This window comes from Pseudomonas sp. Pseusp10 (assembly GCF_059492225.1).
Genome location: NZ_CP168528.1, coordinates 4,350,099 through 4,376,935, shown reverse-complemented (window position 1 = coordinate 4,376,935; position 26,837 = coordinate 4,350,099). Strand labels below are relative to the sequence as shown.

The following is a 26,837-nucleotide window of genomic DNA, read 5'->3' as shown; positions in this document are numbered from 1 at the left end:
CGACATGTTTAACCTGGAGGCACTGGACCTGGCGCGCATTCAATTTGCGTTCACGGTTTCGTTCCACATCATCTTTCCCGCCATCACCATCGGGCTGGCCAGTTTCCTGGCGGTGCTCGAAGGGCTCTGGCTGAAGACCCACAACGACACCTACCGCGACCTCTACCATTTCTGGTCGAAGATCTTCGCCGTCAACTTCGGCATGGGGGTGGTCTCGGGGCTGGTCATGGCCTACGAGTTCGGCACCAACTGGAGCCGCTTCTCCGACTTCGCCGGCAGCATCACCGGGCCGTTGCTGACCTATGAAGTGCTCACGGCGTTCTTCCTCGAGGCCGGGTTCCTCGGGGTCATGCTGTTCGGCTGGAACCGGGTAGGGCGCGGCTTGCACTTTTTCTCGACGGTCATGGTCGCCATCGGCACCCTGATTTCGACCTTCTGGATTCTTGCCTCCAACAGCTGGATGCAAACGCCCCAGGGCTTCGAGATCGTCGACGGTCGTGTGATGCCGCTGGACTGGCTGGCCATCGTGTTCAACCCGTCGTTCCCGTACCGACTGGCACACATGGCGATTGCCGCGTTCGTGGCCACGGCGTTCTTTGTCGGCTCGTCGGCGGCGTGGCATCTGCTGCGCGGCAACGACACCCGGCAAGTGCGCAAGATGCTGTCGATGGCGTTGTGGATGGCGTTGATCGTCTGCCCGATCCAGGCCGTGGTCGGTGACGCTCACGGCTTGAACACCCTGGAGCATCAACCGGCGAAAATCGCCGCGATTGAAGGGCACTGGGAAAACAACGGTAGCGAAGCGACGCCGCTGGTGCTGTTCGGCATCCCCGACATGCAGGCCGAGAAAACCAGGTACGCCATCGAGATTCCTTATCTGGGCAGCCTGATCCTGACCCACAGCCTCGACAAGCAAATCCCGGCGCTCAAGAGCTTCCCGAAAGAGGACCGGCCGAACGCGACGGTGATCTTCTGGAGTTTCCGTGTCATGGCCGGGCTGGGCATGTTGATGGTGTTGGCCGGCGTGCTCGGCCTGGCCCTGCGCCGCAGCGGAGCCATTTACCGCAATCGCTGGTTCCTGCGCCTGATGTTGTGGATGGGGCCAAGTGGCCTGATCGCCATGCTGGCCGGGTGGATCACTACCGAAGTCGGGCGTCAGCCGTGGGTGGTGTATGGCCTGCTGCGCACCGCCGATGCCGCGTCGAATCACAGCGTCGCGCAACTGAGCATCTCGTTGGCGCTGTTCGTGGTGATCTACTTCTCGGTGTTCACGGTGGGTATCGGCTACATGATGAAACTGGTGGCCAAGGGGCCCAAACCCCATCACGAGCATGCGCCTGCGGGACATGCCGATCAGGTCATCACACCGCGCCGGCCGTTGTCCGCCGACGCCGAAATCCTCGAAACCGACGCCCGCGTCAATTGAAGGAAGGGAGTTGAGTCATGGGTATTCAAGGTATCGATTTATCGCTGATCTGGGGCGTGATCATCGCCTTCGGCGTGATGATGTACGTGATCATGGACGGCTTCGACCTGGGGTTGGGTATTCTGTTTCCGCTGATCCCGGATGCGAAGGAGCGCGATGTGATGATGAACACCGTGGCACCGGTCTGGGACGGCAACGAGACCTGGCTGGTGCTCGGTGGCGCGGCGCTGTATGGCGCGTTCCCGCTGGCCTATTCGGTGATTCTGGAAGCGTTGTACCTGCCCCTGATCCTGATGTTGTGCGGCTTGATCTTCCGCGGTGTGGCGTTCGAATTTCGTTTCAAGGCCAGCCCTGAAAAGCGTCATGTCTGGGACATGGCGTTCATCGGCGGCTCGCTGCTGGCGACGTTTTCCCAGGGTGTGGTGATCGGCACTTACATTGCCGGTATCCCGGTGGTCGACCGGCAGTTCGCCGGTGGTTCGCTGGACTGGCTGGCACCGTTTCCGCTGTTCTGCGGTGTGGGTCTGATCGTCGCTTATGCGCTGCTGGGCAGCACCTGGTTGCTGGTCAAGACCGAAGGCATGCTCGAATCGCGGATGCGCCTGTTCACCCGACCCCTGGCCTGGCTGCTGTTGGCGGTGATCGGCGTGATCTGCGTGTGGACGCCGATCCTTCATCCGGAAATCGCCACGCGCTGGTTTGCCCATGCGCACCTGGCGGTGTTCGGTGGCCTCGCGGTGCTGGCCTTGCTGGCGATGTTCGGCCTGCTCAAGACCCTGCGCCAACGCCACACCCATTGGCCGTTCGCCTTCACCCTGATGCTGGTGTTCCTGGGCTACATCGGTCTGGCGTTCAGCATCTGGCCGAACATCGTGCCGCCGTCGATCAGCCTGTGGGCGGCGGCGTCACCGGCGACCAGCCAGTTGTTCATCCTGATCGGCGCGCTGTTCATTCTGCCGATCATCCTGATGTACACGGTCTGGAGCTACTACGTGTTCCGCGGCAAAGTGAGGATTGGCGATGGCTACCATTGATTCCCGTGAACCGGCACCGGCGCCTTGGTACAAGCGCCTTGGGTGGCTGGTGGTGATCTGGCTGGGCAGTGTGGTTGCGTTGGGGGTGGTGGCGGGGGCGTTGCGGATGTTGATGCACGCGGCCGGCATGAATTCGCACTGACGCACCTTGCAAAAACACGGAAATAACAGGAGTGATGAATCACCTGTGGCGAGGGAGCTTGTCGGATCGCCGCACCGTCCCGCTGGACTGCGCAGCAGGCTAATGCCGATCAGCTAAGCCACAACGCAATCTGTAGCAGCTGGCGTAGCCTGCGTCCGGCTGCGCAGCAGTCGTAAATCCGGCTTGCACGATTTCTCTGACGTACCGCGAACTCTGATTTTACGACTGCTGCGCAGCCGAACGCAGCCTTCGGCAGCTGATACAAGGAAGGCGTAGCGTCTGGGTTCGCCTAACTGATCGGCATTAGCCTGCTGCGCAGTCCAGCGGGACGGTGCGGCGATCCGACAAGCTCCCTCGCCACATTGTTCGTGTCAGGTTCAGTTCTTACTGCGCCCCAAACATCGCCGTCCAGTAAATCCCCGCATCGCTCTTCGGATCGGTCGCATACGCCGCGCCCAACTCGCGGAACTGCGGGTTCATCAGGTTGGCGCAGTGACCGGGGCTGGTCAGCCAGCCTTCGACCACCTTGCGTACGCTGTCTTGCCCGGCGGCGATGTTTTCGCCGATCTGCTGGAAGTTGTAGCCGGCCAGTTCCGCACGGTCACCCGGTGTGCGGCCATCGCGGTCCTTGTGATCGAAGTAGTTGTGGTTGGCCATGGAGCGGGAATTGCCTTCGGCGGCGGTGGCCAGCGTGGCGTTCCAGGCGAGCGGCGCGGTTGCATTGAAAGACTGGGTGCCGCATTGACGCGGCTTGGCCCGTGCGGCGTTGAGTTCGATTAGCAGCTTCTGGCCCTCGGTCTGCCAGTCGCCCAGGCGTGCGCTCAACAATGGACGTGCGACCACGATGCGCCATTGCCGGTCCTGGCGGCTGACGCCGACATCGACGAATTGCGGGTCGAGGACGATCTGGCAAAAACTCTCCTGAATCGCTTTCATCGCCGAGGCTGCATCGCGAGGTCCGGACAGGCTGATGGCCTGCACATTCTTCATGGGATAACCCGCAGTGGCCATGGCCTGCTGCAGATCACCGATGCTCGGGGCGGTCAGCACCAGGCGCGGGTCGGCCGACAACGGCGGCAGCTCCGAGGAGACCTGGCCTGCACAGCGCTGCAGTTGGCTGCGGTAGACGTTGATCGATTCGATCAATTGCGTTTCCTCCGTCGCCACGGCATTGGCGGCGAATACCAGGCCCAGTGACAAGCCGGCAAAACGCATTGCGGATGAGATGAAACCCATGAAAATCCCCCTTGAGCAGATTGCACCCATGATGCGCGAAGTTGACCCATCCAGAACAACGGATTTATCCAGAGTGTAGTGGGGCGGGTGAAATCATTTCACTACTACACTGAGTCGAACCACTCACTGAGTGACATCGATCATGCGCTTCGACTGGATCGCCACCTGCCTCGCCCTCACATTGCTGGCCGGCCTGGCATCCGCTACGGATCAAGAGCAAAAACAGCAAGCGGCCGAGAACAAGGCTGAGGTGCTGGAACAGAAAGCCGCCGAGAACAACAGCCCCGCACCGGCGCCCAAGGGTGAAGCGATTACCCCGTCCGAAGTCCAGGCCGTAGACCCGGCGGGCGTCGCGCCGCTGGACGACGCGATCACGTGCCTGGCCCGCTCCATTTACTGGGAAGCCAGGGGTAAGGATTCCGCCGACATGGAGGCGGTGGCCAACGTGGTCATGAATCGCCTGGGCCACGAGGGCTTTCCGGATACGGTGTGCAAAGTGGTCAAACAGGGCTCGGAAACCAAGAGTTGCCAGTTCTCCTGGTGGTGTGACGGCAAATCCGATTCGGTCCAGGAAGAGGTGCCTTACACGATGGCCAAGGAGATCGCGCGCAAGGCCCTGAACAAGGAACTGCCGGATCGCACCCAGGGTGCCCTGTATTTCCATGATCGTACCGTCAAGCCGGATTGGGCCAAGGAGTACATCAAGACCGTGGACATCGGTTTGTTCCGGTTTTACAAGCCGCATGACAAATCGGCCAAATAGTAGGTGGTGATTCGGCCAATTATGGTTTTTTTTGCTGAAGTTGCGTGAGGTGTTATCGAAACTGAAATGTTTCTGTTTTATAAGCTTCATAACGTAACCTTGCGCGAATAACGCCATAAGCAGGAACTACACATCATGAAGCTGACAAGGGTCTGGATCAGTAATCTCGCGCCGATCACGGCGCAATTACCGGTGTGCGTCGTATGACTGTTCTGGTCACCGGTGCAGCCGGTTTCATCGGTTTTCATACGGTCCAGCGTTTGTGCCGCGAGGGTCAGGACGTCGTCGGTATCGACAACCTCAACGACTACTACGACATCGAGCTCAAGCACGCACGCCTCAAGGTGCTGGAAACATTGCCGGGTTTTCGTTTCCAGAAGATGGACATTGTCGACAAACCGGCCCTGATGAGCTTGTTCCGGGAGCACGGTTTTACCGAGGTGGTGCACCTGGCGGCTCAAGCCGGGGTGCGCTACTCGCTGGACAACCCGGATGTCTATGGGCAATCGAACCTGGTGGGTTTCCTCAATGTGCTGGAGGCCTGTCGGCACCATCGCCCCGAACATCTGATCTACGCTTCGAGCAGTTCGGTGTATGGCACCAACAGCAAGATGCCGTTCAGTGTCGAGGATCCTGTCGAACATCCCGTTTCGCTGTACGCCGCCAGCAAGCGCGCCAATGAACTGCTGGCCGAAAGTTACTGCCATTTGTATGGCTTGAAAGCCAGTGGCCTGCGCTTTTTCACCGTATACGGTCCTTGGGGCCGCCCGGACATGGCGCTGTTCAAGTTTACCGACGCCATCCTCAAAAACCTGCCCATCGATATTTACAACGAGGGGCAGATGTCGCGCGACTTTACCTACGTCGACGACATTGTCGAAGGTATCGCCCGACTACGCCCAAAACCACCGGTGCCGGAAGGCTCCGCCGCCGGGGTAAACCGGCTCTTCAACATCGGGCGTGGCATGCCGGTGGCGTTGCTGGATTTCGTCGAGTGCCTGGAATCTGCCTTGGGCCTGCAGGCCCGGCGCAACTACATGCCGATGCAGGCCGGTGATGTGGTCAAGACATGGGCCGATGTCTCGGCACTGGCCGAGTGGGTGGGCTTCAGCCCGCAGGTGACGCTCGAAACCGGCGTCGGCGAGTTTGTGAAGTGGTATCGGCAGTTCTATCAGATTTGAAGCGTTCGCCTCTGATCTCGAAAAAATCAAAAAGGGCGAGAGAGACTCCATGAGCCAAGACATTTTTGTATCCGTACTGATTCCCGCTAAAAACGAAGCAAACAACCTCAAGCCGCTGCTTGAGGAGATCCGCGTGGCGCTGGCCGATGAGTCGTACGAAATTATCGTCGTCGACGATGGCAGCACCGACGCGACCCTGCATGAGCTGCGGCAGATCCGCCACGACGGCTTGAACACTTTGCGCATCCTCCATCACGAGCGTTCGCTGGGGCAGAGCACCTCGCTCTACCACGCGGCCCGTGAGGCACGGGGCACGTGGCTGGCGACCCTCGATGGCGACGGCCAGAACGACCCGGCGGACATCCCCGGCATGCTCGCGCTGGTGCGCGGCGAGCCAGGCAAGGTCGATGTGCAACTGGTCGCCGGGCACCGGGTCAACCGTCGCGACACCGCGAGCAAACGCTACGCCTCGCGTTTCGCCAACAACCTGCGCCGCCGCCTGCTCAAGGACGCCACCCCGGACACCGGTTGCGGCCTGAAGCTGATCGAGCGCGCGGCGTTTTTGCGCCTGCCGTACTTCGACCACATGCATCGCTATATTCCAGCGCTGATCCAGCGCCATAACGGCCGCATGATCGTGCACCCGGTCAACCACCGGCCGCGCACGGCCGGGGTGTCGAAATACGGCAACCTGGACCGCGCATTGGTCGGCATTCTCGATTTGTTCGGTGTCTGGTGGCTGATCAAGCGCACGCGGCTGAACACCATTGCCCAGGAGATCGAAGGATGATGTTGTCTCGTGAAACCCTGTGGCTGCTGGTCGGCTTTGCGGGGCAGGTTGCCTTTACCGGGCGGTTTGTCCTGCAGTGGTTGTACAGCGAGTACAAGAAACGCAGCGTGATCCCGACCAACTTCTGGTACTTGAGCATCGTCGGCAGCACCTTGTTGCTCGCCTACGCCATTTACCGCCAGGACCCGGTGTTCATCGCCGGGCAGGCGTTTGGCTCCATCGTCTATTTTCGCAACCTGCAATTGATTGCCAAAAGCAGAAGCGTGAAGGAATAAACCATGCGTAGATCATTGTCGCCCAGGGTCGAATGCCTGGGCTTGATGCTGCTTGCCCTGTTGCTGATCGGCGCGGGACTGGGGCTGCGTCAGGCACAGAATGTCGACGAAGAGCGCTTCCTCGGTGTCGCACTGGAGATGCTGCAAAACGGCTCGTGGCTGATCCCGCACCGGGCCGCCGAGATCTACGGCGACAAGCCGCCGATTTTCATGTGGACGGTGGCATTCTTCACCTGGCTCACCGGCAAGCCGAACATTGCCCTCTATATCCCGGGGCTGTTTTCGGCGGTGACGGTTACGGCGATGGTCTATGACCTGGGCCGTCGCCTGTGGACCCAGCGTACCGGACGCAACGCAGCGCTGTTGTACCTGGCGACGTACCAGACCTACAGCATCCTGCGCACCGGTCAGATCGACAGTTTGTTGATTCTGTTCACTTCCCTGGGCCTGTACGGACTGGCGCGACACCTGCTGCTCGGCCCGGCGTGGCGCTGGTTTTACGCGGGCTGCGCGGCCATGGGCATTGGCGTGATCACCAAAGGCGTGGGTTTTTTGCCGGCGCTGTTGCTGATTCCTTACGCCTATGCGGTGCGCAAGGACTGGCCCGGTGTGGTGGCCATGCCTGGCGAGACGCGCAAGTGGTTGCTGGGGTTTGCCGTGATGCTCGCGGCGATTGCGATCTGGCTGTTGCCCCTGGCCTTGTCCATCGCCTTCAATGGCAGCGCCGACGAAATTGCCTATGCGCGGGAGATCCTCCTGCACCAGACAGCAGGCCGCTATGCCGCTGCGTGGCATCACCGCGAACCATTCTGGTACTTCTTCACCAACGTGATTCCGCAGTACTGGCTGCCGTTGGTGCTGGTGCTGCCATGGCTGGTACCCGCCTGGCGCCGTCAGTTGCAAAAGCGTGACGGCCGGGTGTTGGTAGTGCTCGGCTGGGTGCTGCTGGTAGTGCTGTTTTTCTGCATCAGCAGCGGCAAGCGCAAGTTGTACATCTACCCGGCGCTGCCTGGGCTGGTGCTGGTCGCCGCGCCGTTGATCCCGTGGCTGCTCAAGCGCTGGTTCAAACGGCACCCGCGTTTGCGTCGGGTGTTCCCGGCACTGGTGGCGACCTGGTTTGCGTTGTGGTTCGCCCGTGGTTTCATCGAACCGCTCAAGGAAGGCACCAACATTGATCAGGTGCTCATGGCGCAGGCTGCGACCATGACCCAGGGCGCCGATCTGGTGCTGGTCAACTGGGAGGAGGGGCACTGGTTGTTCGCCCGTCAACCGATCGTGCATTTCGGCATGGACTACTCCTCCATCGAGAAGGCTGCGCAGTATCTGCGCGAACACCCCAAGGCCTACGCTTTGGTGCCGGATGATGTATTGAACCAGTGCTTCAAACCCGAAGCGGCCCGTGAACTGGGCGAAAACTCCCGGGCGAACTGGTCGATCGTGGGGGCGGATGCCGACAACGGCAAATGCTTCCCGCAAGAGGCCAGCAAAGCCTATCGGTTCTCCTGGAATGATCCGCACATGCCGGCGCAGGCGGCTAATCCCTGAGGGTAAAAAAGGGCCGCTTGAACTAATGCCGATCAGTTAGGCGAGCCCAGACGCTACGCCTTCCTCGTAGCAGCTGCCGAAGGCTGCGTCCGGCTGCGCAGCAGTCGTAAATCCGGCTTGCACGATCTCTCTGACGTACCGCGAGCTCTGATTTTACGACTGCTGCGCAGCCGGACGCAGGCTACGCCAGCTGCTACAGATTGCGTTGTGGCTTAACTGATCGACATTAGCCGCTTGAATAAGCGGCCCTTTCTCTTCGTTCGTCTCCTGTCACTGACTGGCGTCCAGCACCACGCGGTAGCGCGCCTTACCACTGCGCAAATGATCGATGGCTTCGTTGATCCGGCTCATGGGAAACATCTCGACCTGCGGCAGGATCTGATGGCGGGCGCAGAACTCCAGCATCATCGCGGTGTTGGCCGGTGAACCGACCGGCGAGGCGGACAAGACTTTTTGCTGGGGAATCAGGTTGAACACGTGCACCGGAATGGCGTCGGGCACGACACCGACAAAGTGCAGGCGCCCCTTGCCGCGCAGGGTGGCGAGCATGGCGGTCCAGTCGAGGTTGGCGTTGGCGGTGACCAGGAGAAAATCCAGGGTGCCGGCAATGGCATTGAGCGCATCGGTATCGGTCGAGGCGACCACCTTGTGTGCGCCCAGGCGCTTGGCTTCCTCCTGTTTGCTCAGCGATGAGGTGAAGGCGGTGACTTCGCAGCCCCAGGCGTTGAGGAAGCGCAGCGCCAGGTGACCGAGGCCGCCGATGCCCACCACGCCGACCCGGTCAGTGGGCTTGATGCCGAATTCCACCAGCGGGTTGAACACGGTCGAACCGGCACAGAACAACGGCCCGGCCTTCGCCGGATCGAGCCCGGCCGGGATCGGCAGGGCCCAGGCCCAGTGCGAGCGAATGCGGTCGGCAAAGCCGCCATTGCTGCCGATGATGGTCTGTTGGACGGTGCGACACAGGTTATGGGAGCCTTCGATGCACGACGAGCAATGCATGCAACTGCCCTTGTACCAACCGATGCCCACCCGTTGGCCCATTTCCAGGCCGCGGACCTGGGCGCCCACCCGAACGACACGGCCGACCACCTCGTGGCCGGGGATAAACGGGTAGTGGCTGATGCCCCAATCGTTGTCGATCAGCGACTGGTCGGAGTGGCAGACGCCGCAATATTCCACGGCGACTTCCACTTCATCGTTTCCCAACGGGCCGGGATCGTAGCTGTAGCGCTGCAGTGGCGCGCCCGCTGCCGTGGCGGCCCAGCCGGTAAAGGTGGTGAGTTCGCTGCTGTCGCTCATGGGATACCTCCAGATCAGAAGTCAGGGGTCTTGGCCGCTCGGATGCAGCGGCGGAGCGAGGAAAGTGTAGCGGGTTGCGGGCGTTCCATTGGGCGTGAAGCTGGATACCTGAAACTACAAATGCGCCTGATGTGGACACATTGCAGATACATGAGCGCGGTTTCATGGGCCAGGTCCCACGCTCACAGAGAGATCAGCCATGTTCCGCAAACTGCAGCAGTTCGTCAGATTGTTCAGCCAGAGCGCCCGCTTGATGGTCGGGGTTCCCGAGTACGACAACTACGTGGCGCAAATGGCCCGTAACCGTCCGGGTGAGCCAGTGATGAGCTATGAGATGTTTTTCCGTGAGCGCCAGGAGGCGCGTTTTGGCCGGGGCAAATGCAATACGCGGTGCTGTTGAACCGAGAGTTACTTCACAACGCCAGATCGATCACGAAGGCCGCATCGAATTCAGGATTTTCATTGATGCCATTCCTGGCATAGCCCCGGGGATTGCAGACCACCCGGGTGCTGCCCACCCGATAATCGAAGCTACCATGGGTGTGACCATGCAGCCACAGTGCCGGCTGCCAGTCTTTGATCCGTGCTTCGAGGTCCGAGACAAAGCTTGAATTGATCGGCGAACCGGCAAACGTCGGGCTGATGCTCGACCGTGTCGGGGCGAAATGGGAAACCACCACCGTGGGCGTGCTGTTGTCGCGGGTGAAGCAGTCTTCCAGCCAGGCTACCGTTTGAAGAAAAACCAATTGGGAAATGGCTGGTGTGAACAGGTCCGGAAAATCGGGGGCGATCTTGATGTGGCTGAAGTCACGGATCAGTTGGGTCGCCTGATCAATGCCCAGCGCCCGATCCTCAGGGCTGTCGAGAAGGCGATAGTCAGACCACAAGGTGCAACCGAGAAAACGCACGCCGTCGTGGACGTACTCCGAACGTTCCAGAATGTGGATCTGCGTGCCTTGCGCCAGGCTGTTCAGCTGTTCGTAGGTCGAGACCAGGTCACTGCCATAAAACTCGTGATTGCCCGCCACGTACAGCAGTGGAACCGGACACGCTTTAGCCCACTCGATGGCCTTGGCCGGCCGGGCGATGTCCCCGGCGAGCACGACAATATCGGCATCCACTTCGGGAAACGGGATCGTATTGACGGACAGGTGCATGTCGGACAGCAAAGCAATGCGCATTGATCAACTCCGGCGTGTCTTGCAGGGCAGGTCATTCAAGTTACGCGTTGATAACCCGTTGTCACAAGCCTGCTGACCAGCAAAACAAATGAGGGAACGGGTGTACGCCAATGCGGTGCTCACAGCCGATCCATTGTGGGAGCGAGCTTGCTCGCGAAGAGGCCGGCACATTCAACACAGATGTCGACTGACCCACCGCTATCGCGAGCAAGTTCGCTCCCACAGTTGACCGGTTTACTTCAAATACCAGCCCCACGGTTGGTCGCTGACATACTCGGTGACCTGCTTGACCTCCAGATAATTGTGCAGCCCCCATTGGCCCAGTTCGCGACCGATGCCGCTGTGTTTCATGCCACCCCAGGGCGCTTCGACGAAGGTCGGTTGCGAGCAGTTGACCCAGACGATCCCGGCGCGCAACTGGTTGGCGACCCGGGCGGTGCGTTGCAAATCAGCGCTCATCACGGCGGCGGCCAGGCCGAAGCGGCTGGCGTTGGCCATTTGCACGGCTTGCTCTTCGGTCTTGAAGCGCTTGATGCACAGCACCGGGCCGAACACTTCTTCGCGCCACAAAATGCTGCTGTGGCCAGGCTCGTCGAAAATCGCCGGCTCGACGAAGTAACCTTCGCGCAAGTGCGCCGGTCGCTGTCCGCCGGTGAGCAAACGGGCGCCGCTGGCCAGGCCCTGGTCGATGAACCCGAGCACTTTGTCGTATTGGCCCTGGCTGACCAGCGGACCGAGCAGCACACCAGGCTGCATACCGGGGCCGATGCTGATCTTGCGGGTTTCTTCCACCAGGCGTTCGATCAGGCGCGGGGCGATGGTTTCCTGCACCAGCAGGCGTGACGTGGCGCTGCACACTTGGCCCTGGTTCCAGAAAATCCCGAACAGTATCCACTCCACGGCGGCTTCGATATCGGCGTCATCGAACACGATGAACGCAGACTTGCCGCCCAGTTCCAGGCTGATGTTCTTGATGTCCCGGGCCGCCGCCGACATGATTTTCGCCCCGGTGGGCACGCTGCCGGTGAAGGCCAGTTTGTCCACGCCCGGATGCTCGGTGAGCGGGCTGCCGGCGTCGGCGCCGAGGCCGGTGATCACGTTCAACACCCCGGCCGGCAAGTCGATGCGGTCGGCGGCGGCTGCCAGTTCAAGAGCGGTCAGCGGCGTCAGCTCGGACGGTTTCAACACCACCGTGGCCCCGGCGGCCAAGGCTGGAGCGACCTTCCACGCGGCCATCAGCAGCGGGTAGTTCCACGGGATGATCTGCCCGGCCACGCCAATCGGCTCGTGGCGGATACGGCAACGGAAACGCTCATCCGGCAAGGCCAGCGGCTGATCCTGTTGCTGGTCCAGATCGCGGGCCAGACCGGCGTAGTAACGGAAGCAGGCAATGGCGTCGCCGATGTCCCACTGCGCTTCAGGCAAGGGTTTGCCGTTGTCGCGCACTTCCAGTTCCGCCAGCGCCTGTTTGCCGATTTCCAGTTCATCGGCCAGCGCCTCCAGCCATTGCGCACGCTCGGCGCCGTTGGTCTGGCCCCAGCCATTGTCGAAGGCGCGACGGGCCGCGCGCACGGCGTGGTCGACATCTTCTTCAGTTCCCGCCGCCACCCGGTGGAAGGCTTGTTCGGTGGCCGGATCGATCACGTCCAGATAGCCGCCCAGGTCCGGGCTGACCCACTCGCCGTTGATGTAGAGCTGATCACGCATGGTGCGACTCCTGGACGCCGGTGCGGCGGTTTTGCAGATGGCGGGAAGTGAACAGCAGGGCCAGCGAGACGCAGATGATCACCGTGGAAATCGCGTTGATCTCTGGCGTCACGCCGCGGCGGATGGAGGAAAAAATGTAGATCGGCAACGTCGTTTCGGAGCCGGCGACGAAGAACGCGATGATGAAATCGTCGAAGCTGAAGGTGAACGCCAGCAGGAATCCGGCCATGATCGCCGGGCTGATCTGCGGCAGGGTCACCCGCCAGAAGGTGTCCATCGGTGGCGCGTACAGGTCGGCCGAGGCTTCCAGCAAGACCTTGTCCAGCGAATCGACGCGGCTGCGCACGATCACCATCACCAGTGCCATGGTGAACAGCGAGTGCGCGGCGATCACCGTGAAGAACCCCATGTTCAACTTCGGCACCGTCGGCAGCCAGCTCGCCAGCAGCGGGTTGATCAGGTCGAACAGGCTGATGAAGGCAATCAGTGTCGAGATGCCGATGACGATGCCGGGTACGATGATCGCGCAATAGGTCAGCGCATCGAACAGCATTCGCACCTTGGGCCCGGTACGTTGTAGGCCGAACACCGCGAGGGTGCCGAACAGCGTGGCAATCACCGCCGAACTGAGCGCGATCAGCGCGCTGTTGCCCAGGGCTTCCATGATGAACGGGTTGCCGAACGCGGTGCCGAACCATTGCACCGAGCAGCACTGGAAGGCCAGACCACTGCGCCCGGCGTTGAAGCTGAACAGCACGATCAAGGCAATCGGCGCGTAGAGGAACAGGTACAGCGATGTCGAATAGCTGCGCAGCCACATGTCACAAACCTCCGTCGGCAGGGCGGCCGCCGTAGCGCGCCACCAGTTTCAGATACACACCGATGATCAGCAGCATCATCGCCACCAACGTCATCGCCAGCGCACTGCCGAACGGCCAGTTGCGCGATTGCAGGAACAGGTCGACCAGCGCGTTGCCGACAAAAAACACCTTGCCGCCGCCGAGAATGGCCGGGATCAGGAACTCGCCCATCAACAGGATGAACACCAGCATCACCCCGGTAATGATCCCCGGCGCGGACAGCGGCAGGGTGATGCGACGGAAGCTTTCGAAGGCGCTGGCGCCCAAATCCGCCGAGGCTTCGAGCAGGCGCTTGTCGAGCTTTTCCAGGCTGACGTAGATCGGGAACACCATCAGCGGCAGGTAGCCGTAGACGATGCCGATCAGCACCGCCCACGGTGTGTTGATCAGCCGCACATCCTCAAGACCCAGGCTGGCCAGCAGCGCCGGGATGCCTTTGCCGCTGAGGATGAAAATCCACGCGTAGGTGCGGATCAGGAAACTGGTCCAGAACGGCACGATCACCAGGGTCAGCAACAGCGAGCGGTTCCTGCTGACCTTGACCGCAAGAAAATACGCCAGCGGATACGCTGCCACCAGGCACACCAGGGTACCCAGTGGCGCGAGCATCAGCGTGTTGCTGAACGCCGCGCCGCGAGAACCGAGGTTCAGGTAGTTGGCCAGGGTGAAGCCACCGGCGTAACCGCCCACGGCGCTGCGCTCGCCGAAACTGAAGACCAGGATGATCACCAGCGGCATCAACAACAGCAGCAGGAACCATAGGGTCGAGGGCAAGAGCATCAGCAGGGTGATGCGTCGGCCAAGGCTGCGCCGTTGGCGAACCTCGACCGCCAGGGCATGGCCCGGCTGCACCGTTTGCGGGTGGGCGGCGACATTCATGGATGACTCCTCATTGGCCATGGTCAGGCGATCAGGCGGACTTGAAACGCGCCATCAGTTCGGCGCGGGCCGGGCTGGTCAGCGTGGCGGCGGCACCGAATTCCAGTGGGCTCAGGGCCTCGGCGGCCGGGTACATGATCGGATCGTCGAGCATTGCCACAGGCAGCAGCGCGTCGACACGCTTGTCGCCGCTCGGGTAACCGTGGCTCAGCACTTCGAGTTTGTTGTGCTGCGGATCGAGCAGGTAGTTGATGAACGCGTAGGCGGCGTCCTTGTGCTCCGAGCTTTTCGGAATCGCAAAGAAGTCGCTCCACAGCTCGCCACCTTCCTTGCCCAGTTCGAACTGCATTTGCGCGTTGTCGCGGTGCAGCTGCGAGGCGTCGCCGGTCCACGACATCGCCAGCCAGGCATCGCCGCTGCGCATCGACGGCTGAATGTCGGAGTTGATCGCGAACAGGTGCGGCTTGACCTCGATCAGCAGTTTTTCCGCGTCGGCCAGTTCTTTCGGGTCCAGGGAGTTGAAGCTGTAGCCGAAGCTCTTCAGGGCATTGCCGATGGCGGTCAACTGGTAGTCGTGGACCATCGTCCGGCCACTGGCCGGGCCTTGGGCGGCGGCCCAGAATTCTTTCCAGCTGGTCGGGCCGTTTTTCAGTTTGCCGGTGTCGTAGAGCATGCCGGTGGTGCCCCAGTTTTTCGGCACCGCGTAGACCTTGCCGTCCACCGTGCCCTGGGCCATGAATTTCTGCTGGAACGCCGAGGCGTCGAAGTTGGGAATGCGCGACAGGTCCAGCGGTTCGATCAATCCCAGCCCGACGTAGGTGCTGATGGTGTAGTTGGTCGGCACCAGCACGTCCCAGCCACTGCCACCGGCCTGCAGTTTGGCGAGCATCTCTTCGTTGGAACCGAACACGCTCATTGACACCCGGGCGCCGGTGGACTTGCCGAAGGTGTCGAGGTTTTCCTGGCTGTGGTAGTTCGGCCAGGTCGCCAGTGACAAGCGATCACCGAGTTTGGCTTGCTCGGCGGCCTCGGCGGTGGAGGTCAGCAGGCCGGGCATATTGGTGGCGACCACTGCTGCCGCAATGCCGAGGCCGGTGCGACCAAGGAACTCGCGGCGGCTGATCGAGCCGTTCTGCCAGCTGCGCAGGGTTTTTATAAAAGTCTTCTGGTCCATAGCACGCTCCACATTCGGTTGATGAAACGAATCGATGATTTACAACGCCATGGCCAGGCCATTGGCGTGATCCCAGCCGACGCGCACCGTTGCGCCGTGTTCGAATGCATTGGCGCCGTGATCCTGCTGGCGCGGTACCCGCACGCAGACCACCCCAAAGGCCTGGGTGCGCACGCGGTATTCGGTGGAATTGCCCAGGTAAATGCGATCTTCCACGCAACCCGGCAGCTTCACTTCGCGGCTCATTTCGGCATTGGCACCAGCGATGCTGATCAGCTCCGGGCGCACGGCGATGCAGCCGGCGGCGTTGGCGCTCAGGCTTTTTCCGGTGGGGGTGAGGGGGCTGGTCAGTTCCAGCCCTTGCTCGGTACGCAGCACCACCGAATTGCCGTTGAGCTGGCGCACCGTGCCGTCGAACAGGTTGGACTCACCGATAAAGTCGGCGACGTAGCGGCTGGCCGGGGCTTCGTAGAGTTGCTCCGGGGTGGCGGTCTGGATGATCGAACCGTTGTGCATCACGCTGATGCTGTCGCTCATCGACAGGGCTTCTTCCTGGTCGTGGGTGACCAGCACGAAGGTGATGCCGACCTCGCGTTGCAGACGCAGCAGTTCCGATTGCATCTCTTTGCGCAGCTTGCGGTCCAGCGCAGCCAGTGGCTCGTCGAGCAGCAACACCGTCGGCTTGTTGACCAAGGCGCGGGCGAGGGCGACGCGCTGTTGCTGGCCGCCGGACAGTTCGCTCGGCTTGCGCTGACCGAAGCCACTCAGACGCACCATTTCCAGCGCCTCATCGGCCATGCGCACTTGCTGTTTCTTGTCCGGGCGCGGGGTGCGATAGCGCAGGCCGTAGGCAATGTTCTGCGCCACGGTCAGGTGCGGGAACAGCGCGTAATGCTGGAACACCATATTCACCGGCCGCTCGAAGGCCGGCACACCGGCCACGCTCTTGCCGGCCAGACGCACCTCGCCGCTGGTGGGCTGTTCGAAACCGGCGATCATGCGCAGGGTGGTGGTCTTGCCACAGCCCGAACCGCCGAGAAAGGAATGAAACGAACCACGCCGCACCGCGAAATCCAAACCGCTGACGGCCTGCACCTCGCCATAGCGTTTGACCACATTGCAGAATTCGATATCGCTTGGCGGGGTGTCGTTCACGCTGTTGTTCACGAGGCGGGCTCCGTTGCAGTGATGAATCAGTGCGTCGGGGGCCAAACTAGCAATGGGGGTTTGCGGTGTATATATCCCTTGGGGGATAGGAGCAGCTTGTTGTAGGAGCGAGCTTGCTCGCGATGAATTCAAGAGCACTGCGTTCAGCCAGTCATCACGCGTATTCGTTAACGACCATCGCGAGCAAGCTCGCTCCTACACAAAATGCAGATGCGTGTTTAAAGACATCCGGGGTTACTTCGCGAAGGCTACAACACCTTGCGTCGTTGCCTACAGGTACGCCAGAATCCGCCGGCTTGTGCGCCTTGGGGCTGGGTTTTATCGTTGGCCGGTCGCTGAAAAAAAAGCAGTGATCGGGTTTGGTAGCCCGGTTTTACAAGGTGCAACGCGTCACTATCAGCAGCGGTTTTCTGCTCTGCTGCTACATGGTGGCCATGCACAGGGCGTCTTCGGGCGCGCCGGTTTCCTTGTACCCGGTCTACCAACCTGCGTATGGCCACCACCCTACGTTTGGTAGCGTGAGAGTGATGGCTCCTTTTTACGGTACAAGGAGTTTCACTATGTTCAAGGTCACACCCAACCCGCCGGATACCGATCCGGCATCCCCGTACGAAAGCCTCGACCTCAACCCCGGCCCCCAGATCATGGCGACGCCGCGAAAACCCAGCACCATGTTTATCGTCAATCCCGAACTCAATACCGAAACCTTGCTGGTGCACGCGTGTGAATCGTTGGCATCGGCCAATGTCATGGCCAACGATCTGGTGGATCATCTGGAGGGGACGAGTCGCAATGCGCTGTTGGGTATTGCGCAGGTGATCATGTTGGGGGAGTTGGCGGTGAATCGGGCGCTGGATCAGCTTGATCCGCCCTGACCACAATCTCCAGATCACCGGCAGAACTGTGGGAGCGAGCTTGCTCGCGATAGCGGTGTGTCATACACATGGATGTTGAATGTATGGCCGCAATCGCGAGCAAGCTCGCTCCCACAGGGATATGCGTATACCAACGGGTATCAGGCTTGTAGCTTGAGGCCGGGCGTCTGCAACGGATCCTCCGTCAGCTCCCGAATAAACAACCCCAGCAACTCCGACTGGCTGCCAATCCCCAGCTTGGCGTAGATGTTTTTGCGGTGAATCTTCACCGTGCCGGGGCTAATGTTCAGTTGTTCGGCCACTGAGGCGCTGGAGTGGCCGCGCAGCAACAGTTGAACGATTTCCTGCTCGCGCCCGGTAAGGATGTGCGCGCCGAAGTGGTCGAAGGCTTCGCGGATCTTGAAGTCCAGGTCTTGCGCCGGGCGCGGTTGCTGGGCCTGACGCAAGCGCCAGGCTTCATTGATAACCTGCTCGACCACCGCTTGCGCACACTCGACCAACTGCATTTCGTCCCGGCTGAAGGCGCAACTGGCACTGGAGCGCATCAGCGACAACACCGCCGTGGCGCCACCACCGAGGTCGACGAAAAACGCCACTTCCTCGGCCAGTCCGGTTTGCTGGTAATAGGTCAGGAAGTACTCGCCGAGGTAGAAATGGTCGGGGGCGAACTGGCGCAGACGCCACAGTCCCGGCGCCTGCCCGCGTGTACAAGCCAGGTAGAACGGATCGAGCAGGTAAGGCCCGCACTGATAGTCGTCGACATACACCGCGCGCTTGTCCGCCGAGAACGTATCGAACAACGCCAGTGGCCGGTGATTGCCTTCGTAGACAAACAACACGAAATGATCGACCGGGCAGATTTGCCGAAGCCAATGGCTCAACCCCGACAGCCGCGCATGCCCGGCAGGCAGGTCGAGCAGGTGGGCGACTCCGGTGGTCCAGAGTTTCAGTTCCTTGGGGCGCATGGCGACTACAGGCAGAAGAGGATGGCCTTTGAATGCACAAAGTACGCCATGGCGGGTTTGCCCGTGTGCAGCGGGGTGGGTGGCGGCGCGTCGTGGAAAAGACGCACCGCAACAGGGACAGGTGTTACCGAGTGCTACAAGGTTGGTAGCAAAAGTGATCGGCTGAATTCTTCAGCGAGCACTTCGGGTCGAAGGCAACAGGATCGTCAGAATTCCCAGCAGCGGCAGGAACGAACACAGCGTGTACACGTACTCGATGCCATGGATATCCGCCAGATGCCCGAGCAGCGCAGCACCGATCCCGCCGAAGCCGAACATCAGGCCGAAGAACACCCCGGCGATCATGCCGACATTGCCGGGCACCAGTTCCTGGGCGAATACCACAATGGCCGAGAATGCCGAGGCGAGGATGAAGCCGATGATCATGCTCAACACGCCCGTCCAGAACAGGTCGACGTAGGGCAGGGCGAGGGTGAAGGGTGCGGCGCCGAGGATCGAGAACCAGATCACCTGCTTGCGGCCGATCCGGTCGCCGATCGGGCCACCAAAGAATGTGCCTGCCGCGACGGCACCGAGGAACAGGAACAGGTACAACTGCGAACTGGCCACCGACAGGTCGAACTTCTCGATCAGGTAGAAGGTGAAGTAACTGGTGAAGCTGGCCATGTAGAAGTATTTGGAGAATACCAGCAGCGCCAGCACTACCAGGGCGAAGGTCACTCGTTGTTTCGACAGGCCGTGGGTGGCCTTGCTGCCTTGCTTGAGCTTGAACAGGTTCAGGTGATTGCGATACCAGCGGCTCAGGCCGTACTGAACGAGGATGGCAAACACCGCGAACAGGCCGAACCACGCGACGTTGCCCTGGCCATAGGGAATGATGATCGCGGCGGCCAACAGCGGACCGAAGGCGCTACCGGCGTTGCCACCAACCTGAAAGGTCGACTGCGCCAGGCCGTAGCGACCGCCCGAGGCCAGGCGTGCCACCCGCGAGGTCTCCGGGTGAAAGGTCGACGAGCCAACCCCCACCAGCGCCGAGGCCACGAGAATCGCCGGGAAGCTGCCGACCATCGACAGCATCAGAATGCCGATCAGGGTGCAGACCATGCCGGCCGGCAATAGCCACGGTTTGGGGTGTCGGTCGGTGTAGAAACCGATCCATGGCTGCAGCAATGAAGCAGTGAGCTGGAAGGTCAGGGTGATCAGGCCGACCTGAGTGAAGCTCAAGCCATAACTGGCCTTGAGCATCGGGTAGATCGACGGCAGCACCGCCTGGATCAAGTCGTTGATCAGGTGCGCCAGCGCACAAGCGCCGATGACCCGCATGACCAGCGGGCTGGCTTGGCTTGCAACCGAGACGGTGGGTGAGGGTGAGCTCAGGGTAGTGGTCGACATGGGCGGGTTTCCGGATAAAAAACGCGAACTGCGAACGCAAGGCGCAGCCCATTTCAGGGTTCGGCGTTATCCTATGGGCCTCAAGGACGCCCGTCTCGCGCAACTCGGGCATGGACCATCGCAAAAAGGGCGTCATGATCAAGCCATTGCAGACATTTCTAGCGGAGATCGACCAGGGCGGCTGGAGCGTTCGCAGCAGTGCGACCGACTACCCGGAAAACTGGTTTATCGCGCCGCATTCCCATGAAAAGCATCAACTGATCTATGCCATCGAAGGCGTGATGGTGGTGCACGCCGCCACGAGCCAATGGACGGTGCCACCGAGCCGTGGCATCTGGATGCCGAGTGGGGAAGTGCACTCGATACGCTGTGTGGGACCGATCAAGATGCGCAGCGTGTTTGTGCACCCCGACGCAAGCCCGGATCTGCCCGCCGAAACCCGGGCGGTGAGTGTGTCCGCGTTGCTCAGTGAGCTGATCAAGGTCTCGGTGGATTTCGATTTCAATTGCAATCCGGACTCGCGGGAAGCCCGGGTGCTGCGCCTGATTCTGGATGAACTGACGATCCTGCCAACCTTGCCATTGAACCTGCCGCAGCCCACCGATCAAGGTATCAACCAGATCTGTAGCGCGTTGCAGCAAGACCCAGGCGATGGCTCGACCTTGTCGGACTGGAGCGCGCGGTTGAGCCTCGACGCCAAAACCATCCAGCGAAGGTTCCGCAAGGAAACCGGCATGACCTTCGGCCAATGGCGCCAGCAAGCGCGCCTGCTGCTGGCGCTGGAACGAATCGCCGTCGGGGAGAAGATCATCGACATCGCCGGGGAGCTGGGTTACGACAGCCCGAGCGCGTTCACGACCATGTTCAAGAAGCAGTTCGGCAAGACGCCGAGTGATTTTTTCAAGTGAGGCGGCCGCCCACGGGACGGCCGCTTGACGCCTGAATCAGGTCAGGAACCTTGCGGCGTTTCACCTCGCGTCAGCCGGGCATTGATGTCTTCGATGACCGCTGGCAGATCGACGATGGTGTCGATCAGGTAGTGCGGGCGTGAGCCTTCGAACATCCTGACGATGCGGGCGCGCTCACTGTCCAGCCTGTCGGAAGGCAGGGCCTTGTATTGCTCATAGGTCAAGCCCAGGGCATTGCCCGAACAGGTCAGCGCGACCGTCCACATACCTGCGGCCCGGCCTTCGAGAATGCCGGGCCAGGTGTCGTCGACCTTGACGCAGGCGGCGACGTCACTGATCCCCAGGGCAATCACGTTGGCCAGGGCCTGGGCCGGGTAGGGACGGCCGTTCGGCACCTCGTCGGTGGCCACCACATGGTCCGCCACGTAGCCATTGTGCCGCGCCAGCTCGACCACTTTTTCCATGACCACGGCGGGGTAACCGGAGCAGGAGCCAATTTTCAGGCCCTTGTCGCGCAAGGCATCGATGGTGTTCAGCGCGCCGGGAATCAAGGCCGAGTGCAGGGCGATTTTCTCGATCTGCAGCGGCATGAACCGTTCGTACAGTGCGGTGACATCGTCATCGGTCGGCAGGCGCTCAAACACGGCACGGTAGCGTTCGGCGATCTGCGGTTGATTGCACAGGGTGCGGATGTGATCCCACTTGCCCATGCCCATCGGGCCCCGCGCTTCTTCCAGCGAAACGGCGACGCCGAACTCGGCAAAGGCCTCGACGAAAATCTGCGTGGGGGCGAAGGAGCCGAAATCGACAACGGTGCCGGCCCAGTCCAGGACCACGGCTTGCAGTTGGGTCGGTTTTTGGTAGTTCATGGTATTTCTCCATTTTTTGTTGTGGGCAGGCCGTCCCTCCTGTTGCCAGGAAGTAAGCCTGTGGATTGCTCAAGGGTGAGACGAAATCAGGTGGCTGGCGTTGGGCTCGAGTCGAACAGCTCCGCGATCATCGGCCGGTTTCGGCGAATGCCCAGGCAGCACAGGTGGTAGTCGATGGAAAACGGGTGATTGACGAAGGTGATCGGTTTGGTGCCGGGCGTTTCGGCGTACTCGACGGCCGAGACGAAACCGATGCCGATGCCCTTGGCGATGGCATGCACGATGGCCTCGCGGCTGTTCAACTGCATGACGCAGTTCAGCGCGACGCCCAGGTGCTTGCAGCTTTCCTCCACCAGTTGACGAGTACGGGAGCTTTTTTCCCGCAGCACCCATTTCTCTTCGCTGATCTGCTCGACATGTACTTCTTTCTGCCGGGCCCAGGGATGGTCGTCCCGCACCACGGCAATGATCGGGTAGCGCCGGTAAAGCTGCGTGTCAAAACGCTGGTCGAATTCGGACAGGGCCAGGATCGCCACATCGATATCGAAGTTGAACAGGCGATCCAGGGTCTCCTTTTCCGCAGAGAACGAGGTTTCCAGTTCGATGTCCGGGTGCCGCTGCATCAGTTCGTAGGTCAGGTTCATCGCAATGGGTGGGGACACTGCGCCCAGGCGCAACATACCGGACTTGCGTTGCTTGAAACTCTGCAGCAGTTGCACGGCTTCATCCTCCTGGCCGAACAGGCCCTGGGTAATCGCATAGAGCTGGTGCCCGGCGGCACTCATTTCGATAAAGCGACCGCGGCGGTGGAACAGCTCCACGGAAAACTTCTTCTCCAGGGCGTTGACCTGCTCACTGACCGTGGGCTGGCCGACGCTCAAATACTCGGCGGCGAGGGTGAAACTCCCGGTCTTGGCCACTGCATGAAATGAACGTAGCCACTTGTGGTACTGGTACATAGACGATCCTGTTCCTGAGCCGCTGCCACTGATTCAATCTGTCCAGCCAGGCAATCAACGCCTGATGAACAGCGCTACCGACGCGCTGCAGAGACAGGCAGCGGTGACCACGATGAAGATCAGCGAGGTGTTGCCGGTACTGTCGAGCATACTGCCGATCAGCGGTTCCGCCAGGCCGGCGAACAGGTAGGACGAGAAGTTCATCACCCCGGTCGCCGTGCCGGCGCGCTTGGCGCCCACCAGGTCCGGGCACAGCGCCCAGAAGCTGGAAGCCGGGCCGTACACGAAGAAGCCGCAGAGGAACAAGGCCACAAGGCCGGTTGCGCTGTGGGGGGCAAGGGTCCACATCCACAAACTGGTGGCCGCGCCGAGGAGCATGTAGAGCATGATCGCCAGGTAGCGTTTGGAGCCGAACAGCTTGTCCGAGATCCAGCCGTTGCTCAGCGCGCCGATGGCCATGCCGACGGGAAGGGCCACTGTGATCCACTTCGGATCGATCATGCTGTCGCCGGTCTTCCAGTTGGCACCCAGGAAGTGCACCGGCACCCAGACGATCAAACCGTAGCGGGCGGCGTTCTGGAAACCCAGGGACACGGCGGCGATGATCAGGCGAAAGTTTTTCAGAACAGCCTTGTAACGCTGCGCAGAAGTTTCGACTTCGTCATGGGCCACTTCATGGCTTTTGTCCTCGGCGTTGGCCACACCGGTGTCGGCAGGCGGTTCGAAACCCAGGTCTTGCGGACGCTCGCGGGCCACCAGGTAGAAGATGATGCCGCCCGCCAGCATGAGCAACACGGGCAGGCGGAAGATCCAGCGCCACTCCAGGTGCATCACTTCCAGCACGACGATCGAGGTCACGTAGGAAAGCACCGACGCGCAGCCGGCCGCGAACACATAGAAACCGTAGACCTTGCCGCGTTCGCCCGCGCTCCACCAGTTGGAGATCAGCCGACTGCCCGGTGCCCAGCCCAATGCCTGGAAGTAGCCATTGATGCCCCAGGGCAGAATCAGCCCGGCGAAACCGCTGGCGAAACTGGTCACCCAGTTGGCGCCACAGGACAGCACGGCGCCCATGGTCATGATGCGTCGGCCACCGAATTTGTCGGCGAGGTTGCCGTTGATGGCCTGGCCAATGGCGTAGGCCCAGAGCATGGCGGCCGATGCCCAGCCAAGGTGCTCTTTGGTAAAGCCGAACTCGGCCTGGATACCGGGGATGGCGAAACCGAACGTTTGTCGCCCGGTATAGAAAAACAGATAACAAAACATGGCTGCCAGCAGCATGCGCCACTGGGCGACGCGAAACGATGCGGTGTGTACGGCGAGACCTGGCATGGTTTGGGCACGATTCATGATCTTTTCCTTATTCTTGTTCGTTCCCTGCGAGTTGCGTCGCAGGGTGCACTCTTTTTCAGGTGCGGCAGGAAATCGTCGCGGCTCGTTACGCCGCTGGCAGTGTAGTGTCTTGGGGGGCTGTCGAGCCCTAGGCCGCTCGTGAGCCGATGAAGTTCTTGCCGCGTGCACCCTGCAGGGCGAAGTCGATCATGGTTTCAGCTTCTTCGGCCGTTACACCGTAGTCGGCGAACTCGGTTTTCACATCCAGGCTGTGCAGGAAGGCGCGCAATCGGGCCTGGGCTTTATCCAGGTCTGGCCCGAAAACCCGTTGCAAGGTCTTGTCGCGCGTTGCGTCGTGGCCCCAGGCAAGGCCCAACACCAGTGGCAAGGTGAAGGAGCAGGCGATGCCGTGGGGTAGGCCGTAGCGCAAGGTCATCTCATAGGAAATGGAGTGGGCCAGCGCGGTCTTGGTGTTGGAGAACGCCATGCCGGCCTTGAGTGCGGCGAGGGCCATCCGTGAGCGCAGCTCCTGATTGGACAGGTCACGCCGCAGTAAGGGCAGGCATTCGAGGATGTCCTCAATGGCAGAGATCGCGAAGGTGTCGGAAAGCGGGTTGGCGTTGATGTTCCAGATCGACTCCAGTGCGTGGGACAGTGCATCCAGCCCGGTGGAAACGGTGACGCTGGCCGGCACCGTGAGCATCAATTGCGGATCGATGATGGCGACGCGTGGCCAGGTGCATTCCAGGTGCAGGGAATACTTCTTGTGGTTGGCGGCGTCCCAGATCGTCGCCCAGGGCGTGACTTCACTGCCGGTGCCTGCCGTGGTCGGGGCCGCGATCAGCTGTTTACTGCGTGCCGGGACGAAAGGTTTGCCGCTTGCCAGCAAGGCGAGCAACTCATCGAAGCGGCCTGACTCGGTGCCGACAATCAGCGCTTTTGCCGTGTCGATGGCGCTGCCGCCACCGACGGCAATCACGGCATGGCAATCGCCGGCCTCTTGCCAGAAACGTTCATAGGTCGCGCGCAGTTGCGCGACATCGGGATTGGGCTGGACATCTTCGATCACGTAGACCAAGCGTTCGCCCAGCAACGCTTGGAGGCGATCCACCAGCCCCAGGCCACGGGCTTCGGGAAAGGTCACGACGGCAACGTTCTGGTGTTCGGTGATGGCGGCAAGTTCTTGCAGGCTGCCCCAGCCGAAACGGGTATCCACTGGGTTGTGAAATCGGGCGGTCATGGCGGGTCCTTGGTTTTTGTTGTTGGAAGTGACGCCATGCTCGCGGTCCACGGACCACTGCACAAATCGATAATTCGCAGGTTTGAATCGGCTGGGCCGATAACGGCCAATCGGGAGGGGGGTGTTGCAGGCAGCAAAACACCGGCGCCGGGCCGGTGTTGATTGCGTTTGGAATGACCTCGCGGACGGCTCGTTTTCAAACGAAAAGCCGCAACAGTATCGTCGCCAGAATCACCGTCGAAGCCCCGCCAATGCGCGTGGAAATCTGCGCAAACGGCATCAGCGACATGCGGTTGGAAGCCGAGAGGATCGCCACGTCTCCGGTGCCGCCCAGGCCGCTGTGACAGCAGGTCACGATGGCCGATTCGATGGGGTACATCTTCATCAGGTTGCCAATGAAAAAGCCGGCCACGGTCATCGACACCACCACCGAGACGCACACCAGCACATAGCCGACCGAGAACACTTTCACCACGCTGTCCAGCGGCACGTAGAGCATGCCCAGGCCGATCATGACCGGCCAGATGAAGGCCGACGACACCAGCTTGTAAAAAGTGTTGGCGCCTTTCTCGAGTTTCTCCGGCAGCACCCGAAGGTACTTAAACAGCACCGCCGCGAGGATCATCATCACCGGGCCGGGGATGCCCACGACTTTTTCCAGCAGGCCGCCGAGGACGAAAAACACGCAGATCACCAGCACCCCGGCACCCATGACGCGGAAGTCGACAAGGGAGCCGGTGTCTTCCTTCATCTTGAATTTATCGTTCTCGTCCTTGGCGCGGATCAGCAAACCTTCACCATTGATGTTCGGGCGTTTGAGTGCCAGGCGCGCGAGAAAACCGGCACAGATGATCGCCGCGATGTTGCCGACCACGGCGGCGGGCGCCAGTTGCGCCACGTAGATATCCGGGGTGCCGCCGAGGATCGCCGAGTAGGCCAGCGACAGGGGCAGAATCCCTTCGCCGATCCCGCCGCCAATGATCGGCACGATGATGAAAAAGAACGTGTGGTGAAAGCTGTAGCCCACCAGTTTGCCGACCAGCAATCCGCTGGCAACGGCGGCCAGGGTGCCGACGAGCAGGGGAATGAACATCCGCAGCATGCCCTGGACCAGGATGAAACGACTCATCCCCAGAATGCTGCCGACCACCAGGCTGGCGATCACGAAGTACAGGAAGTTGGCTTCCTTCATGAGCATTTTGGTCGCGTCGATCGTCGCCGGCCCGAAGAAGCCGTAGAACACCAGGATCGACGGCAGCATCAGGCACAGGATGGCGCCGCCGCCGATTTCCTTCAGGATCGGCAGGCGCGAGCCCAGTTGGCCGAAGAACACGCCCATGGTCATGATCACGGCGAGCCCGCCGATCATGTTCTTGGGCAGGAAGCCCAGATGGGCCGAGAGATAAACGATGACCGCGATGCCGAGAAAGATCGGCAGCGGGATGACGCCGATTTCGTAGGCGCAGAGGCTGCGCAGGCGTTGCACGAAACCGCCGTCGGGGGCGTTAAGGGTTTGCTCGTAGGGCTTGTTCATGTCGCGCTTTCCTCATGTTGTTTTTATCGAGGATTCAGAAACCACGGTTGGCCGGGGATGGATTGCCACTCGGTAGATCGATGCTATCCTTCGCGAATAAC

General features: G+C 61.0%; 26 protein-coding genes. 11 read left to right on the top strand and 15 right to left on the bottom strand.

Features of this window, described 5'->3' with window-relative positions; translation table 11 throughout:
• Window positions 1–4 precede the first annotated feature (4 nt).
• Genes ACEN8Z_RS19665 through ACEN8Z_RS19655 form a run of 3 tightly spaced genes read left to right on the top strand, consistent with a single transcriptional unit; the run spans window position 5 to window position 2,602 of the window.
• Window positions 5–1,426 (top strand): cytochrome ubiquinol oxidase subunit I, encoded by a 1,422-nt coding sequence (locus ACEN8Z_RS19665; RefSeq protein WP_495595335.1) that lies wholly within the window; start codon window positions 5–7, stop codon window positions 1,424–1,426.
• Between the two features lie 17 nt (window positions 1,427–1,443).
• On the top strand, window positions 1,444–2,460 hold the full coding sequence (cydB, locus tag ACEN8Z_RS19660) for a cytochrome d ubiquinol oxidase subunit II (RefSeq protein WP_085729357.1): 1,017 nt from the start codon (window positions 1,444–1,446) through the stop codon (window positions 2,458–2,460).
• Window positions 2,447–2,602 carry a DUF2474 domain-containing protein gene (locus ACEN8Z_RS19655; RefSeq protein WP_495595334.1) on the top strand — a complete coding sequence of 52 codons (156 nt, stop codon included), beginning with the start codon at window positions 2,447–2,449 and terminating at the stop codon, window positions 2,600–2,602. The genes cydB and ACEN8Z_RS19655 overlap by 14 nt, the downstream gene beginning before the upstream one ends.
• 384 nt (window positions 2,603–2,986) lie before the next feature.
• On the opposite strand, the gene ACEN8Z_RS19650 is transcribed toward ACEN8Z_RS19655, so the two are convergent.
• Entirely contained in the window at window positions 2,987–3,838 is an 852-nt protein-coding gene (locus tag ACEN8Z_RS19650) for a CAP domain-containing protein (protein WP_495595333.1), read from the bottom strand.
• Between the two features lie 142 nt (window positions 3,839–3,980).
• On the opposite strand from ACEN8Z_RS19650, the gene ACEN8Z_RS19645 reads away from it, so the two are divergent.
• The 5 genes from ACEN8Z_RS19645 (at window position 3,981) to ACEN8Z_RS19625 (ending at window position 8,392) form a co-directional block, all read left to right on the top strand.
• Window positions 3,981–4,601 carry a cell wall hydrolase gene (locus ACEN8Z_RS19645; RefSeq protein ID WP_495595332.1) on the top strand — a complete coding sequence of 207 codons (621 nt, stop codon included), beginning with the start codon at window positions 3,981–3,983 and terminating at the stop codon, window positions 4,599–4,601.
• Between the two features lie 203 nt (window positions 4,602–4,804).
• On the top strand, window positions 4,805–5,782 hold the full coding sequence (locus ACEN8Z_RS19640; protein ID WP_495595331.1) for an NAD-dependent epimerase: 978 nt from the start codon (window positions 4,805–4,807) through the stop codon (window positions 5,780–5,782).
• A gap of 49 nt (window positions 5,783–5,831) precedes the next feature.
• Window positions 5,832–6,572 (top strand): glycosyltransferase family 2 protein, encoded by a 741-nt coding sequence (locus ACEN8Z_RS19635; protein ID WP_108232345.1) that lies wholly within the window; start codon window positions 5,832–5,834, stop codon window positions 6,570–6,572.
• Window positions 6,569–6,847, top strand: coding sequence for a lipid-A-disaccharide synthase N-terminal domain-containing protein (locus ACEN8Z_RS19630; protein ID WP_008001918.1), 279 nt, complete (start codon window positions 6,569–6,571; stop codon window positions 6,845–6,847). The genes ACEN8Z_RS19635 and ACEN8Z_RS19630 overlap by 4 nt, the downstream gene beginning before the upstream one ends.
• Window positions 6,848–6,850: 3 nt before the next feature.
• The gene (locus tag ACEN8Z_RS19625; protein WP_495595330.1) at window positions 6,851–8,392 is read left to right on the top strand and encodes an ArnT family glycosyltransferase; all 1,542 of its coding nucleotides are present in this window, start codon (window positions 6,851–6,853) and stop codon (window positions 8,390–8,392) included.
• Between the two features lie 270 nt (window positions 8,393–8,662).
• Here the strand turns inward: ACEN8Z_RS19625 and ahr are convergent, their stop codons facing one another.
• Window positions 8,663–9,694, bottom strand: coding sequence for an NADPH-dependent aldehyde reductase Ahr (gene ahr / locus ACEN8Z_RS19620; protein ID WP_495595329.1), 1,032 nt, complete (start codon window positions 9,692–9,694; stop codon window positions 8,663–8,665).
• A 199-nt stretch (window positions 9,695–9,893) separates the two neighbouring features.
• On the opposite strand from ahr, the gene ACEN8Z_RS19615 reads away from it, so the two are divergent.
• Complete coding sequence (locus ACEN8Z_RS19615) at window positions 9,894–10,094, top strand: YbdD/YjiX family protein (RefSeq protein ID WP_008001923.1); 201 nt, start codon at window positions 9,894–9,896, stop codon at window positions 10,092–10,094.
• A 13-nt stretch (window positions 10,095–10,107) separates the two neighbouring features.
• On the opposite strand, the gene ACEN8Z_RS19610 is transcribed toward ACEN8Z_RS19615, so the two are convergent.
• From ACEN8Z_RS19610 to ACEN8Z_RS19585, 6 genes are all read right to left on the bottom strand, one after another.
• A complete protein-coding gene (locus ACEN8Z_RS19610; protein ID WP_495595328.1) occupies window positions 10,108–10,875 on the bottom strand; it encodes a metallophosphoesterase in 768 nt (255 codons plus the stop codon).
• 234 nt (window positions 10,876–11,109) lie between these two features.
• On the bottom strand, window positions 11,110–12,582 hold the full coding sequence (locus ACEN8Z_RS19605) for an aldehyde dehydrogenase family protein (RefSeq protein WP_495595327.1): 1,473 nt from the start codon (window positions 12,580–12,582) through the stop codon (window positions 11,110–11,112).
• Window positions 12,575–13,402, bottom strand: a complete 828-nt coding sequence (locus ACEN8Z_RS19600; RefSeq protein WP_495595326.1) for an ABC transporter permease — start codon at window positions 13,400–13,402, stop codon at window positions 12,575–12,577. Before ACEN8Z_RS19600 ends, ACEN8Z_RS19605 begins: the two co-directional genes overlap by 8 nt.
• A 1-nt stretch (window position 13,403) precedes the next feature.
• A complete protein-coding gene (locus ACEN8Z_RS19595) occupies window positions 13,404–14,321 on the bottom strand; it encodes an ABC transporter permease (protein ID WP_495595325.1) in 918 nt (305 codons plus the stop codon).
• A gap of 31 nt (window positions 14,322–14,352) precedes the next feature.
• Window positions 14,353–15,495: an ABC transporter substrate-binding protein gene (locus ACEN8Z_RS19590; protein ID WP_495595324.1), complete on the bottom strand. Its 1,143-nt coding sequence runs from the start codon at window positions 15,493–15,495 to the stop codon at window positions 14,353–14,355.
• 39 nt (window positions 15,496–15,534) lie between these two features.
• A complete protein-coding gene (locus ACEN8Z_RS19585; protein ID WP_495595323.1) occupies window positions 15,535–16,662 on the bottom strand; it encodes an ABC transporter ATP-binding protein in 1,128 nt (375 codons plus the stop codon).
• Between the two features lie 560 nt (window positions 16,663–17,222).
• Here ACEN8Z_RS19585 and ACEN8Z_RS19580 point away from each other — a divergent pair.
• The gene (locus ACEN8Z_RS19580) at window positions 17,223–17,537 is read left to right on the top strand and encodes a DUF6124 family protein (protein WP_495595322.1); all 315 of its coding nucleotides are present in this window, start codon (window positions 17,223–17,225) and stop codon (window positions 17,535–17,537) included.
• 140 nt (window positions 17,538–17,677) lie between these two features.
• Here ACEN8Z_RS19580 and ACEN8Z_RS19575 read toward each other — a convergent pair whose 3' ends face one another.
• Both ACEN8Z_RS19575 and ACEN8Z_RS19570 read right to left on the bottom strand, forming a co-directional pair.
• A complete protein-coding gene (locus tag ACEN8Z_RS19575; protein WP_495595321.1) occupies window positions 17,678–18,502 on the bottom strand; it encodes a response regulator transcription factor in 825 nt (274 codons plus the stop codon).
• Between the two features lie 171 nt (window positions 18,503–18,673).
• Window positions 18,674–19,894: an MFS transporter gene (locus tag ACEN8Z_RS19570; RefSeq protein WP_495595320.1), complete on the bottom strand. Its 1,221-nt coding sequence runs from the start codon at window positions 19,892–19,894 to the stop codon at window positions 18,674–18,676.
• Between the two features lie 134 nt (window positions 19,895–20,028).
• Between ACEN8Z_RS19570 and ACEN8Z_RS19565 the strand changes: the two genes are divergently transcribed.
• Entirely contained in the window at window positions 20,029–20,802 is a 774-nt protein-coding gene (locus ACEN8Z_RS19565) for an AraC family transcriptional regulator (RefSeq protein WP_495598166.1), read from the top strand.
• A 41-nt stretch (window positions 20,803–20,843) separates the two neighbouring features.
• Here ACEN8Z_RS19565 and phnX read toward each other — a convergent pair whose 3' ends face one another.
• The 5 genes from phnX to ACEN8Z_RS19540 all read right to left on the bottom strand — a co-directional run bounded on the left by phnX (window position 20,844) and on the right by ACEN8Z_RS19540 (window position 26,736).
• Window positions 20,844–21,671 (bottom strand): phosphonoacetaldehyde hydrolase, encoded by an 828-nt coding sequence (phnX, locus tag ACEN8Z_RS19560; RefSeq protein ID WP_495595319.1) that lies wholly within the window; start codon window positions 21,669–21,671, stop codon window positions 20,844–20,846.
• A gap of 86 nt (window positions 21,672–21,757) precedes the next feature.
• Window positions 21,758–22,630: a LysR substrate-binding domain-containing protein gene (locus ACEN8Z_RS19555; RefSeq protein ID WP_477774608.1), complete on the bottom strand. Its 873-nt coding sequence runs from the start codon at window positions 22,628–22,630 to the stop codon at window positions 21,758–21,760.
• A 54-nt stretch (window positions 22,631–22,684) separates the two neighbouring features.
• Window positions 22,685–23,980, bottom strand: coding sequence for an MFS transporter (locus ACEN8Z_RS19550; RefSeq protein WP_495595318.1), 1,296 nt, complete (start codon window positions 23,978–23,980; stop codon window positions 22,685–22,687).
• 130 nt (window positions 23,981–24,110) lie between these two features.
• Entirely contained in the window at window positions 24,111–25,202 is a 1,092-nt protein-coding gene (gene psrA, locus ACEN8Z_RS19545; protein WP_495595317.1) for an iron-containing alcohol dehydrogenase PsrA, read from the bottom strand.
• A gap of 196 nt (window positions 25,203–25,398) precedes the next feature.
• Complete coding sequence (locus ACEN8Z_RS19540) at window positions 25,399–26,736, bottom strand: 2-hydroxycarboxylate transporter family protein (RefSeq protein ID WP_495595316.1); 1,338 nt, start codon at window positions 26,734–26,736, stop codon at window positions 25,399–25,401.
• Between the last annotated feature and the right edge of the window lie 101 nt (window positions 26,737–26,837).